At 57.8% G+C, this 14,069-nt stretch carries 8 protein-coding genes; 6 read left to right on the forward strand and 2 right to left on the reverse strand.

Annotation, left to right across the window (positions count from 1 at the left end; all coding sequences use genetic code 11):
* The first annotated feature begins 12 nt into the window (after positions 1-12).
* From cysG to GOB93_RS12880, 5 genes are all read left to right on the forward strand, one after another.
* Positions 13-1,464, forward strand: coding sequence for a siroheme synthase CysG (cysG, locus tag GOB93_RS12860; RefSeq protein WP_173583911.1), 1,452 nt, complete (start codon positions 13-15; stop codon positions 1,462-1,464).
* Between the two features lie 204 nt (positions 1,465-1,668).
* Entirely contained in the window at positions 1,669-2,259 is a 591-nt protein-coding gene (locus tag GOB93_RS12865; RefSeq protein WP_173583912.1) for a YjbE family putative metal transport protein, read from the forward strand.
* Positions 2,256-4,238: a lytic transglycosylase domain-containing protein gene (locus GOB93_RS12870; RefSeq protein ID WP_173583913.1), complete on the forward strand. Its 1,983-nt coding sequence runs from the start codon at positions 2,256-2,258 to the stop codon at positions 4,236-4,238. The genes GOB93_RS12865 and GOB93_RS12870 overlap by 4 nt, the downstream gene beginning before the upstream one ends.
* Positions 4,239-4,418: 180 nt before the next feature.
* Positions 4,419-7,061, forward strand: coding sequence for a DNA mismatch repair protein MutS (gene mutS, locus GOB93_RS12875; RefSeq protein ID WP_173583965.1), 2,643 nt, complete (start codon positions 4,419-4,421; stop codon positions 7,059-7,061).
* A 40-nt stretch (positions 7,062-7,101) separates the two neighbouring features.
* Positions 7,102-10,032, forward strand: a complete 2,931-nt coding sequence (locus GOB93_RS12880; RefSeq protein WP_173583914.1) for a [protein-PII] uridylyltransferase — start codon at positions 7,102-7,104, stop codon at positions 10,030-10,032.
* Between the two features lie 44 nt (positions 10,033-10,076).
* Here GOB93_RS12880 and GOB93_RS12885 read toward each other — a convergent pair whose 3' ends face one another.
* On the reverse strand, positions 10,077-10,559 hold the full coding sequence (locus GOB93_RS12885; RefSeq protein WP_173583915.1) for a type II toxin-antitoxin system RatA family toxin: 483 nt from the start codon (positions 10,557-10,559) through the stop codon (positions 10,077-10,079).
* Positions 10,559-11,563 (reverse strand): lipoyl synthase, encoded by a 1,005-nt coding sequence (gene lipA / locus GOB93_RS12890; RefSeq protein WP_173583916.1) that lies wholly within the window; start codon positions 11,561-11,563, stop codon positions 10,559-10,561. Before lipA ends, GOB93_RS12885 begins: the two co-directional genes overlap by 1 nt.
* 254 nt (positions 11,564-11,817) lie before the next feature.
* Between lipA and GOB93_RS12895 the strand changes: the two genes are divergently transcribed.
* Entirely contained in the window at positions 11,818-14,043 is a 2,226-nt protein-coding gene (locus tag GOB93_RS12895; protein WP_173583917.1) for a UvrD-helicase domain-containing protein, read from the forward strand.
* Positions 14,044-14,069 lie beyond the last annotated feature (26 nt).

Below are 14,069 nucleotides of genomic sequence, written 5' to 3' on the forward strand. Positions count from 1 at the left end.
AATGCGGCACCGATGGATAAGGATGACCCCGATACAGAGCTGCGATTGCCCTGGTTCCCTGTAACGCTTCGACTGGATTCGACATCGAAGGCGCTTGTTATCGGTGGCGGTACTATCGCGGCGAATAAGATCGCGCTGCTCATGATGACTGAAGCGCACGTTACAATCTTATCGCTATCTCTGAATGGCGAACTTTCCCGTCTGGCTGCGGCCGGCCGTGTACAGCATTTTGCTGTTGCGGTATCAGACGACATCCTCAGACAATACATACCGGGCTGCCGGCTGGTCTTTGCAGCGACGGACGATCGGGCGCTGAACCGACTGGTTGCTGAAGTTGCCCGGGAAATGAATATTCCGGTCTGCGCCGTTGATGATCCGGAACCATCTACCTTTATTACGCCGGCTATTGTTCGTCGTCCGCCTGTTCTGGTCGCCATTTCATCATCCGGGGCAGCACCTGTTCTGGCCCGGCGGCTTCGGGAGCAGATCGAGACTCTTCTGCCCGCGCAGATCGGACGGCTGGCGCGGTTCATGCAGAAAATGCGGCCGGCGGTTGCAACACTTCATCCTTTCGCTGAAACACGGCGGCGGGTGTGGGAGCGTTTTCTCGACGGCAGCGGTAGCGAGCAGGCACTTTCGGGAGATGAGGACAGCGCGCGAGCGATGCTGGAAGCGGAAGCCAGCCGGGAGGCGAAAGCACTGGCAACAGGGAGCCAGAGTGAATTGTACGCGGGCGAGGTCTGGCTGGTCGGGGCGGGTCCGGGCGATCCGGATCTGCTGACGTTAAAGGCGCTGCGCTTCATGCAAAACGCGGACAGCGTGCTGTACGATCACCTGCTGCCACCGGAAATTCTCGACCGTGTAAGGCGCGATGCCGAGCGCATTTTTGTCGGCAAACAGCGCAGTGATCATGCTCTGCCGCAATCGGCGATCAATGACGAACTGATCCGCAGGGCGCGGGCAGGACAGCGGGTTCTCCGCCTGAAAGGTGGCGATCCGTTTATTTTCGGGCGGGGTGGCGAAGAGATAGAGGCACTGATGGAAGCCGGGATTCCGTTCCAGGTCGTTCCGGGTATTTCAGCAGCGAATGGTTGTGCGGCCTCGGCGGGGATTCCACTGACTCATCGGGACTGCGCACAGTCCTGCCTGTTCCTGACCGGACATGCGCGTGCAGACGGAACGCTCGACCTGCCGTGGGACACAATCGCGCGGCGCGGGCAGACGGTTGTGATTTACATGGGACTTGGTGGGATCAGCATGTTGTGCGAGAGGCTGATACAACATGGCCTGCCGGCGGACTGGCCAGCCGCCGTAGTGGAAAAGGGTACGCAACCGGATCAGCGGGTAATCGCAGCTGACCTCCGGTCATTGCCAGAGCTCACGATAGCCGGGAAATTCCGTAGTCCGGCACTGATCATCGTGGGCGAAGTTGTGCGGCATCGGGTGATCTCGCGGAAGCCTTGAGAGCTGCCACGTTGAGACGTGATCTGACCCGACACATATGATTGCTTCCAATCAGCCGGTGGTCGTCACAATCAGAGAAGCCGAAACCGCCGACGACACATTTGCGCATACCGGATTGCTAGTTACGAGAGAGGTTCCCTTCGTATCTGGCGCAAACTTATCTGGCGCTGGTCGCAATCCACCCAAGGTTGTATAGCCGAGATTATGCTCTCGCTTTCCTCGCTGACCGCTCTCCTGCAGGTTATCCTGATCGATATCACCCTGGCCGGGGACAATGCTGTCGTCGTTGGTCTTGCCGTAAGACGACTGGAGGCGGCCCAGCGCAGAACGGCGGTCTTCATCGGCGTTGGCGCCGCTGCAGTGATCAGACTGGCTCTGGCAGTGGTCGCAACGAAAATGCTGGCCATTATCGGCCTGCGCCTTGCCGGCGGCCTTCTTCTGCTCTGGGTATGCTGGAAGATGTATCGCGAGCTGCGGAGACCCGAAGCTCATCACGAGAAAGACGTGCAGGCACCCGGCGCTCTCCGGAGCGCTATCACAAAGATCATTATCGCTGATCTGTCTATGAGTCTGGATAATGTGCTTGCTGTCGCCGGGGCTGCGGGGAAGCATATATGGGTTCTGATCTCAGGACTTGCGATTTCGGTAATGCTGATGGCGGTCGCTGCGACTCTCATAGCCCGGCTTCTCGACCGGTTTCGGTGGATCGCCTGGATTGGCCTGCTGGTTGTTCTTGGTGTCGCTCTCGAACTGATCTGGGGTGGAGGCCATGAGGTTTTGGATCACGTCGGATGAACCGGCATCGTTTTCATCTGCTGGCTGCGGCAGTTCTCAGTCTCTCTGCATGCGCAGCAGCCCCGCAGACGGCTTCCCCTCCCTCTTCTTACGGCGCAGCGGCCTGGCCGACGGAGCAGCAGGCGGTTAATTCCGGACCTGTAGACGATGTTGCCGGCCGGCTGACGATCTGGCTTCAGATTATCGGGAAGACGGACGCCACCATTTCGGCAAAAACTTACGCGGATTTTCTGGCGACCCGCCCTGTCTGGCCGCGCTGGCATCTTATTGAGAATCGCTATCAGCAGGCGCTGGCCAGTGAACCCGATGACACGATCGCCGCTACCTTGTGCAGAGAACACCAGCCGACCAACAACGCGAGGGCTCTGAGCCGATGTGCCAGGGTGGCCGGAGTGACGACAGAACTGCAGGCTGCAGTGCGGGCTGCCTGGCGGGAGGGAGCGGATAATGCGGACGATGCGGCAATTCTTCAGTCGCTCGCCGGATCAAACATAACACCGGAAGACAGCTGGATACGGTTTGAAAGGGAAGAACGCACAGGACAGCTAACAGCGGCGACACGGACGACTGGATCGTTTTCTCCGGATCAGACACATCTTGCCGCAGCGCGGCTGGCATTCCGCAGAAATGATGCAGATGCGGAGACGCTCCTTAACGCACTGTCTGCTTCTTTCGCCCATGATCCCATACTGGTTCTCGATCATGCTCGCTGGATGCGGAAAGCTCAGCGTGTCGATGACGCACTGGCCCTGTGGAAGAATCAGGGTTTCACGGCGGAACGTGACGATCCTGCGGCAGGCGCCGCGTTCTGGACGGAACGCGATGCGCTGGCCCGTGCCCTGCTCGCCGGAGGACGTCCTCAGGAAGCGTTCACGATCGCTCGCGACATGGAGCAGGGCAACGCGACACACATGCAGGACGCAGCCTTCCTGGCGGGCTGGATAGCGTTGCGGCAGTTACATGATCCGCATCAGGCGGAATCGCTGTTCCGCAGACTTGTGGACAGTCCATCACTTCTGACGCGGAGCAGTGGCTGGTACTGGCTCGGACGGACGCACATGCAGACAGGCAATACAGCTTCAGCGACTGCGGACTGGCAGCGTGCGGCTGAATTTCCGCAGACATTTTACGGCCAGATGGCAACTGCAGCTCTGTCTCATGCCGGGGTGACGCTGCTCGCACCGACGCAGCCACCGGCAGCCCTTATGGAGGCGTTACAGCAATGGTGGCGCTCTTCGCAACAGACCGGAGCCGACACGACAGCAACGGAAGTTCATGTGGATGGCAGTAATCTGGCTCAGGCAGCTCAGATTCTCGTATCGTGGAACGACCGGACTCATGCGCGGGATTTTCTCACTCTGCTGGTTATTCAGGACACCGACCCGGCCGATCAGCGAGCGCTTGGCAAGCTGGCGCAGCGGCTGGGACTCCCTGATGTCGGTGTGACTGTCGCCAGGCGCGCCAGCCTGAAGGGGAATTCCATGCCGGATCTGGGATGGCCCGAGCCTTTCGCCGAGCCGAAATCCGACCTGCCTTCAGGTCTGCCGCTTGGACTCATGCGCCAGGAAAGCAATTTCAATCCGGACGCGGTCAGCGTCTCAGGTGCTGTTGGTCTGATGCAGCTCCTGCTGGGAACTGCGCGGGATATGGCCCGGACAGCGAGAATAGAAAATGTGACCGTCACTGCGCTTCATACACCAGCCGTGAATATTCAGCTTGGTACGGCTTATCTGGATCAGGTGTACCGGAGGTTTGGCGGTGTAGTGCCCTATACAGCGGCCGCCTATAATGCCGGACCGCATCGTGTCAGCCAGTGGCTGCAGTCCGGAGGTGATCCGGCGCCAACAAATATGGATCAGGATGCACTGATCGACTGGATTGAACAGATTCCGTATTCTGAAACAAGGCGTTACGTAAAACGCGTCTGGGAAAGTATGGCAGTTTATGGTGCGCTGAAGGATGTTCAGAAGCGAGGATGAAGCAACGGAAACGACCCCGGATCGGGACACCGGACCAGACCGCCGGCACGAATATCGGGTTTATAATCCTTTCCTTCATGATCTGCCCGGATCGGAGAATGAATTTTGAAAGCAGAGACTGAGCAGGGCGATCCGGTAAAGCTATCCGGTAGGCTTTCTCCGGCCGGTGCGTCCCCGGCTATGGCGCAGTGGTTCACTCTGAAAGCGGAAAATCCGGAATTTCTTCTGTTTTTCCGAATGGGTGATTTTTACGAACTGTTTTTCGATGATGCGGTTACGGCGGCTTCGGCGCTTGATATCGCGCTGACGGCTCGCGGGACTCATGCGGGTGAACCAATCTCAATGTGCGGTGTGCCTGTAGCGGCGGCTGCAGCCTATCTCTCCCGACTGATCCGGCGCGGATTTCGTGTGGCTGTCGCGGAGCAGATCGCAACCGCACCTTCTCAAAAAACATGCAAAGGGAAGACGGGACCAGCGCAGAAAGGCCCCCTACCCCGCGCGGTCGTGCGTCTTGTTACGCCTGGAACGCTGACAGAAGATGAGTTACTCGAACCAGGACGGTCCAATCTGCTAACAGCGCTTGCCCGTAAAAGTGGCGGACGCGGTGGCGCTGATAGCTGGGGCGTTGCATGGATCGACATTTCCACCGGACAGTTCGAAACGGCATCCTGTGCGACAGGCGAGCTGGGACATTTACTGGCACGCCTTGACCCGGCGGAGGTTCTGGCGCCACCCGACATCGATCTCGGCGAATATGAACTGCGACGCCATCCGGGCGCACCGCCACCGGCTGCTCATGCCGCACAGGCGCGGCTGGCGGAGACATTTGGCGTAGCTAGTCTGGATGCATTCGGTACGTTTACGGATGCCGAGGCTGCAGCAGGTCTGATGGCTGTGGACTATATCCGGCGGTCGCAGGCGGGGACGATGCCCCGTCTCTGCCATCCTCAGCCTCAGGCCGACCAGGGTATTCTGGGACTTGATCCGGCTACGCGCGCCAGCCTTGATCTGTTGCGCGCCCGGGATGGCGGGGTCGAGCATACGCTGTTCTCCGCAGTAAACCAGACTGTGACAGCGGCAGGAGCGCGGCTCTTGTCTGCCTGGATTGCATCGCCGCTGACAAATCCGGAACGCATTACGGCGCGGCAGGCCTGCTGGGACTGGCTACGTCACGACACGGCCACCCTTGACGCGTTGCGTCAGATTCTGCGTGGCGTGCCGGATGTCGACCGTGCTCTGGCCCGGCTTTCGGTTGGACGTGGGCAGCCACGTGATCTGGCGACGTTGCGGGATGCAATAAGCGCAGCTCAGCGTGTGGCAGCCGTGATTGAGGCCGCGCAGCACGGGAAGCGACCGTCGCTGCTTGAACAGGCGCTATCGGCATTGCTTGGCGCGACGGAACTGGAGCGCGAACTCGACCGGGCGCTGGCGGATGAATTGCCGGCGCGAATGGAAGACGGCGGCGTTATTGCGTCCGGATATGACGGTGAACTGGATGCCCAGCGCGGGTTACGGGACAATTCACGCCGCATGATCGCGACACTGCAGAATACCTACGCTCAGCGTTTCGGTGTGGCGAGTCTGAAGATTCGACACCATGCCCAGCTTGGCTACGTGATGGAAGTACCATCCGCCACCGGAGCGAAACTGCGAACGCGAGATGATCTCAGTTTTCGTCAGGGCACGGCGAGTGCGGCACGATTTTCCACGGATGAACTTATTGACCTCGACGCCCGGATATCTGCGGCCAGCGACTGCGCGGCCGTGCGTGAGCGACAGATTTTCGGAACCCTGGTTACGAAAGCACTGCAAGAAAAAGAGCTTCCGCCACTGGCTCAGGCGCTGGCCCTCCTGGATGTGGTGCAGTCAGCAGCGATGCTGGCGACTGGCGGGACATGGTGCCGGAGCCGGATTGATGACAGTCTGGCGTTTGAACTGACCGCCTGCCGGCATCCGGTTGTCGAGGCGGCACTTGGGACGGGCGGTCGTTTTACGGCGAACAGCTGTTCACTGGCGCCGGGTCATCGGGTGATGCTGTTGACCGGCCCTAATATGGCGGGCAAATCCACCTTTCTGCGTCAGAACGCGCTTGCAGTGATTCTCGCACAGGCGGGTCTGCCTGTTCCCGCAAAATCGGCTCATATCGGGATAGTCGACCGTCTGTTCTCCCGTGTTGGCGCGTCGGACGATCTGGCGCGGGGACGCTCGACCTTCATGGTAGAAATGACTGAGACAGCAGGCATTCTGAATCAGGCGGGTCCGCGTTCGCTGGTCGTGGTTGACGAAATTGGCCGGGGTACGTCCACGCTGGACGGACTTTCCATTGCCTGGGCTGTGCTGGAGGCAATGCATTCGACATTACGCTGTCGCACGATTTTCGCCACGCATTTTCATGAACTGGCACAGCTTTCGGACATGCTGCCACGCTTGTCGCCGCATACGATGGCGGTGCGAGACTGGAAAGGTCAGGTCGTTTTTCTTCACGAAGTTGTACCCGGTTCTGCACGGCGTAGCTGGGGCGTGCATGTCGCAAAACTTGCGGGTGTGCCGCTTCCTGTAGTGAACCGGGCGGGACGACTGCTGAAGGAGCTTGAGCAGGAACATTCAGCCGGACAGCGTCCGCTGCCTCTTTTTGAGGATCATCCACCGGCGGCAGAACAGACGCGGGAACCTGTTGATGTGAGCACAAATGTCACGTTCGATGTTTTCGAGCGTGTCCTGAGGACTGATCCGGATTCTTTGTCTCCACGTGAGGCTCTTGCCAGGCTATATGAACTGAAGAATGCGGCACTTGAAGCCGAAGGCCTTTTGACCCGAACATAGTCTTCCCGTCATCCAAATTTCCGAGCCAGATCTGAACGCAATGCCCAGTCTTCAAACTGCTGCCTTTCCTGTTGTTTCAGACATCCCGCCTGCTGGCGGAGATGATCCGCTATCGCCGGAATGCCTGGCTCTGAGCCTGACTGTCGCATTACGGGAAGCGGCGGGAGAGACAGGTGCGGCACCCGCCCGCGATGTAGCTCTGACGATATTCCGGCGGCATCTTGGCCGATATCAGATGGAGATTCGAACCCGCTTCGAAAACCGGGAGCTCAAGGGTGTTCAGGCCGCGAAGGCACTGGCGGCCTTTGCCGACGAAATGGTGAAAGCGCTCGCCCAGTTCGCCGGTGAGGCGCTTGGAATTGGGCAGGAACCACTTGATCAGGTTGTAGTGGCGGCAACAGGTGGTTATGGGAAGCGCATGCTCGCGCCATTCAGCGACATTGATCTTCTGTTTCTCACACCAGAGAATCCTTCGGCGGAAATTCTCAGTCTTGTCGAATATATCCTTTATTTTCTGTGGGATATGGGTCTTAAGGTCGGGCATGCGACACGATCGATCAGTGAATGCGTATCGCAGGCTGAACAGGATACAACCATCCGGACGGCTCTGCTGGATGCGCGGATGCTCATCGGAAGTTTCACTCTGTTCGCGATGTTTGAGGCGCGGTTTATCGTGGCCTGTGTTGAAGCTGGGTCAGCGCGGTTTATCGCAGATAAGCGGGCAGAACGAACAGAACGTCATCGCCGGTTCGGAGATAGTCCATATCTTGTTGAGCCAAATATTAAGGAAGGCCGTGGCGGTCTGCGGGACATGCAGACCCTCTACTGGATGTGCCGGTATATTTTCGGCACGAGGCACGTCTCGGATCTGCTGGCACCTGAATTTACCCGTCTGGGCTTTCTGACCGAGCAGGAGGCAGCACGTGCACGCCGGTCATGGGATTTTCTGTGGACAGTGCGTCTTCATCTTCATTACGTGGCCGGACGTGGTGAAGACAGGCTGACATTCGATATGCAACCGGTAGTCGGCGGTCGCATGGGTTATACCCGGCATGGACGCCAGAACGGCGTTGAACGCTTCATGCGACATTATTTTCTTACCGTTCGTGAGGTAATGCGCCTCACCCATGTGCTGGAACCGACGATCATGCGTGTGGCGCTGGGACCGGCGGCACACGTCATGAAAGCCGATGACGCAATGCGCGATGCCGGCTTCACACTGATCGATGGGCAGATTTTACCGGACAGGGGTGTATCATTCGAAGCACAGCCTCTGAAGATGTTCGAGATTCTGGAATGGGCGCGATCCCGACATGTGGCGCTTCATCCCTTGGCCCGGCAGCAGCTTATCCGCTGGGAACGGCGCTCTTCGGCTCTACGATCAAACCCGCGGGCGGCTGAAATTTTTCTATCCCTGCTATGCGATGATCGTCCGGCACGACACAGGCGACCGCATGCAAGGGAGATCAGGGATGATCTCACGATCCAGGAAACAGAGCAGAACCGTCATCTCGACCATGTGCACTGGCTCCGTGTTCTCAATGAGACTGGCCTCTGGGGAGGGCTGATTCCGGAATGGTCACGTATCGTCGGGCAGATGCAGTTCGATACCTATCATATTTTCACGGTTGACGAACACACGATCGAGGCCATTCGCATTCTTCGCTGCGTCGAAAACGGATTGATGGCGGACGAGATTCCGGTTGCCTATGAGCTTGCCCGCGATCTGCAGTCACGACGTGCGCTTTACATGGCGGTCATGCTCCATGATATTGCGAAGGGACGCGGCGGTGATCATTCGGAAATCGGTTCAGAAATTGCGCTGGAGCTATGCCCGACGCTGGGTCTGTCCGGCGAGGAGACGGAAACTGTTTCCTGGCTTGTTCTCCAGCATCTGCTGCTCAGTCACACAGCGTTTCAGCGCGACATTGATGATCCGAAGACCATTCTGGATGTAGCGGACGTAGTGCAGTCTCCGGAACGGCTGAGGCTGCTGCTTCTGCTCACCATTGTAGACATGCGGGCAGTCAGTCCCCGGGTGTGGAATGCGTGGAAGGCGACGCTGCTGCGTGAACTTTATACGCGTGTGGCTGAGGTTCTTGAAGGCGGTCTGGCGACACCGGAGCGTGATGTGCGTGTTGCACATAGTAAAGCGATGCTGGCGGAACTGCTCTCGGAGGAAGGCGCGTCAAAGGAGGAAATCGACCACTTTCTGGAGCTTGGCTATGCGGGTTACTGGCTGTCATTCGATCAGGAAACGCAGCTCCGGCATGCGCGCCTGATCAGCGAGGCTGAGTCGCGCTCGGCGCCGTTTGTGATCGAGACGCAGCCTCTGCCGGCGCGCGGCGTGACCGAAGTTACCATTCACACACAGGATCATCCTGGTCTGTTTGCTGAAATCGCCGGAGCAATGGCACTGGCCGGTGCGTCTATCGTGGATGCACGGATTCATACGCTGACCAACGGGATGGCGCTGGATACGCTCTGGATTCAGGATGCATCCGGAGAAGCATTTGACGAACCGCATCGCCTGGCGAAACTCTCCGCACTGGCGGAGCAGGCACTTCGTGGCGGCCTGGATGTCGCCGCAGAGATCAGAAAAAACAATCCTGCCCAGACTTTGTCCCGCACGCGTGCAATTCATGTTCCACCTCGCGTTGTAATCGACAATCGGGCTTCGAATTCCCATACGGTGGTAGAGATCAACGGGCGGGACCGCTCCGGGCTTCTCCATGATGTGGCAAGCGCGCTCAGTGATCTCAGGCTGCAGATCGGTTCCGCGCATATTACGACTTATGGCGTGCGGGCAATTGACGTGTTTTATGTCAAGGATCTGTCAGGGATGAAAGTAACGGATGAGCGACGCCTCACCGACATACGAGACAGACTTCTTGCCGGTCTGCGGAAGGTTGAGGCAAAAATCAATCCGGGTCACAAGGAGGCTGAACTTACGGCGGCTGAGCCGGAGTAGGAAGCGGCGCGAAGTCTGGCGCGTGCACGCTTTGTTTCAGAATATCAGCGCTGAAGCGCTGAACGTGCCCCACCGGGTGATGACGGAGCAAAGACCGGTGGGCCGTAAATCTCCCTGGCGCGTTTGATGAATGCTGAAACCATCAGGCGTACGGCTTCATTGAACACGACACCAATGGCGGCCTGAAGCAGGCGCGAGCGAAATTCGAAATCCACAAAAAAATCGACCAGACATCCCTGAGGGTCGGCTGTGAAAGTCCAGACGTTATTAAGGTAGCGAAACGGACCTTTTTCGTAGGTCACGCGAATGACACGCGGCCTGTCGAGCGATACCCGCGAAGTAAATGTTTCGCGAAACGGCCCGAATCCTACAGTGAGATCCGCCACAAGTTCCCGCGAATTTTTTGACCTGACTCGCACATTTGCGCACCATGGCAGAAATTTCGGATAATTCGCAACATCGGCGACGAGATCGAAAATCTGCTCTGGCGTATAACTGAGGACACGACGTTCTGAGTGCGTAGGCATCAGAGCGTGCCTGTCTGGACGGACTGCGCGGAGATCGGCTCTTGGCGCAAACGGGCTTCTCTGGCCACGCGAAGGGCAGCAAAATCGGCATCGGCGTGATAGGAAGAGCGGGTCAGCGGTGTTGCGCTCACCTGGAGAAACCCTTTTACGCGGGCCATGGCGGCATAGTCTTCGAATTCTTCCGGAGTGACGAAACGGGCGACGGCGGCATGTTTGACCGTTGGCTGAAGATATTGTCCCATGGTTATGAAATCGATATCGGCGATACGGAAATCGTCCATGACCTGCGCGAGTTCGGCTTTCTCTTCGCCAAGGCCAAGCATGAGGCCTGATTTGGTGAAAATCGAGGGATCGAGCTGTTTGACACGATCCAGCAGCCGGACGGACTGATAGTAACGCGCACCGGGACGGATAGTCGTATAAAGACGCGGCACGGTTTCAATATTGTGGTTGAAAACATCCGGCCGGGCAGCCACGACGACTTCCAGAGCACCGGGTTTGCGCAGGAAATCCGGCGTCAGAACTTCAATGGTCGTTTCCGGCGACGCAACACGGATTGCGGCAATGACGCGTGCGAAATGTCCGCTGCCACCATCGGGAAGATCATCACGATCGACCGAAGTGATAACAACGTGACGAAGACCAAGCTTTGCCACAGCGTCCGCGACGCGACCTGGTTCATCGACATCCAAGGCATGCGGAAGACCGGTCGTCACATTGCAGAAGGCACAGGCACGGGTGCAGATCTCACCCATAATCATCATCGTGGCGTGACGCTGGGACCAGCATTCGCCAATATTCGGGCAGGAAGCTTCTTCGCAGACTGTAACGAGCTTGTTATCGCGCATCAGTTTGCGGGTATCGTGATATACTGGGTGATTTGGTGCTTTAACCCGAATCCAGTCCGGCTTGCGCGCAATTGGATTGTCGGGCCGATGCGCCTTCTCGGGATGGCGCACGGCCTGTACGGTTTTCCGATGATCAATCAGAACGCGAACGCTCATAGGTTCCTGTCCGGGCGCGAGATAAGGTTCTCAACAAGTGAGACGAGCAGGCCCGATCGTCAAGCGCTGTCTCGGCAGGGCGAGGGCAAGGTTTCGCGAGCAGACAGGCTGACAGCTCCATGATAAAGATCGTGGTTATCAATTTACCTTGGAACGACCTCCCTTGAATATATATCCGTAGGTCGTCTTTATTTTGTAACACTCCTGACAGACCGCTATTGCAGATCGCAAACCCAGTCAGCCTGAAGAGTAACGTGACCACGCCATCTCATCTTGAACGTCTTAACCCGGAACAACGGGCAGCCATTGAGACCACAGAAGGTCCGTTGCTTGTCCTTGCCGGAGCGGGTACAGGCAAGACACGGGTTCTGACCACACGGTTCGCACATATTTTGCTTTCCGGTCACGCGAAGCCCTGGCAAATTCTGGCTGTAACCTTCACCAATAAAGCCGCCCGGGAGATGCGTGAGCGGATTTCCGGCCTGACCGGCGAGACCACTGACGGGCTCTGGCTCGGAACATTCCATGCACTTTGTGCGCGAATGTTGCGACGCCATGCGGAATATGTTGGGCTGACCAGCAGCTTTCTGATCCTTGATACGGATGATCAGCTACGGCTGCTAAAACAGGTCGCCGAACCGTGGCGGATCGATATAAAACGCTGGCCATTGCCAGGTCTGCTTGGGGTGATTCAGCGCTGGAAGGATCGCGGGCTGACACCGGACGGTGTGACGCCAGCAGAAGACAGTAGCTATGCTGATGGACATGCTCGGGCCATTTATGGCACCTATCAGGCCCGGCTACGTGAACTGAACGCCTGCGATTTTGGCGATCTGATGCTCCATGTTGTTGATATCCTGCGCACACGTCCGGATGTTCTGGAGCAGTATCACCGCCTGTTTCGCTACATTCTCGTGGACGAATATCAGGACACAAATACGGTACAGTATCTCTGGCTACGATTGCTGGCGCGACGCGAAGGCATGCCATCCAATATCTGCTGCGTTGGCGACGATGATCAGTCAATCTATTCGTGGCGCGGCGCTGAAGTTGAGAACATTCTGCGGTTCGAAAAAGATTTTCCAGGAGCCAGAATTGTTCGGCTTGAGCGGAATTATCGTTCGACGGCGCAGATTCTGGGAACTGCTGCAGGTCTGATCGCGCATAATGACGGACGCCTCGGCAAAACGCTGCGTCCCGGGCGGGAGGATGCTCAGGGCGAACCTGTGCTGATTGTCAGCATCTGGGATTCGGACGCCGAGGCGCGGGAGGTCTGCAGACGGATCGAGACGATGCGACGCGACGGCCATGCTCTGGGTGAAATTGCCATCCTGGTCCGGGCCGGTTTTCAGACGCGAGCGTTCGAGGAGCGGCTTGTCCAGTTCGGAATTCCCTATCGTATTATCGGTGGGCTTCGTTTCTACGAGCGTGCTGAAATTCGTGATGCTCTGGCCTACATGCGGGTGCTGGTTAATCCGGCCGATGACCTGGCGTTTGAGCGCATTATCAATGTGCCGAAACGGGGCGTGGGAACAGCGGCGCTCCAGAAACTGCATGCACAGGCACGCACGGAGCGAAACGGACTTTCAAGCGCGGTTGAGACTCTGCTGACAACGGCTGCGTTCCGCGGAAAATCCCAGGAAAAGCTGGCATCTCTGATGCAGACCTTCGTAAAGCAACGTTCGGTTCTTGGGCGTGAAGGCCATGTGGTCGCCGTAAGCGGTCTGCTTGAAGACAGCGGTTATCTGGAAATGTGGCGCAACGATAATGCGCCCGATGCGCCAGGACGGCTGGAAAATCTGAAGGAGCTGGTGCGGGCACTGGCGGATTTCGGAACCCTCGGTGAATTTCTGGAGCATGTTTCTCTTGTGATGGAGGCCGAAGGAGCAGCGGAGGAAGACCGTGTCTCGGTCATGACGCTTCATGGCGCCAAGGGACTGGAGTTCGACTCTGTTTTTCTGCCTGGCTGGGAGGAAGGGGTCTTCCCGTCCCAGAGAACGCTGGATGAAGGCGGCGACAAGGGACTCGAAGAAGAGAGGCGGCTTGCCTACGTAGGCATCACCAGGGCACGGCATCGGGCGGTAATTCTGCATGCGGCGAGCAGGCGTATTTATGCGAACTGGCAGGAGTCGATGCCGAGCCGGTTCCTGGATGAACTGCCGGACGAATATGTTGAACGTGAGGGCGATACGCCGACGCGACGCGAACGACAGGATTATTCGGGCTATTTTACCGACAGCATATTTTCTGACAGCCAGAACAGCACGATGGCACCCTTGGTAGCAAAAAAGCGGCGGACAGCAGTGCACGATGAACTGGTGAGCAGCGCGCCACAAATCGAGGTCGGGGCACGAGTGTTTCATCAGAAGTTCGGCTATGGCGTGGTGATCAATGCGGATCGCGGTGCAACCGAAGTGGTGTTTGAGGAAGCCGGAACGCGACGGGTGATGTCATCCTATCTGCAGACAGTGACCAGCTGACAACATGTCATGAGCACTTTTCTTGA

Origin of the sequence: Acetobacter musti, from assembly GCF_011516835.1 — a bacterium.
In the GTDB taxonomy this organism is placed as follows: Bacteria; Pseudomonadota; Alphaproteobacteria; order Acetobacterales; family Acetobacteraceae; genus Acetobacter; species Acetobacter musti.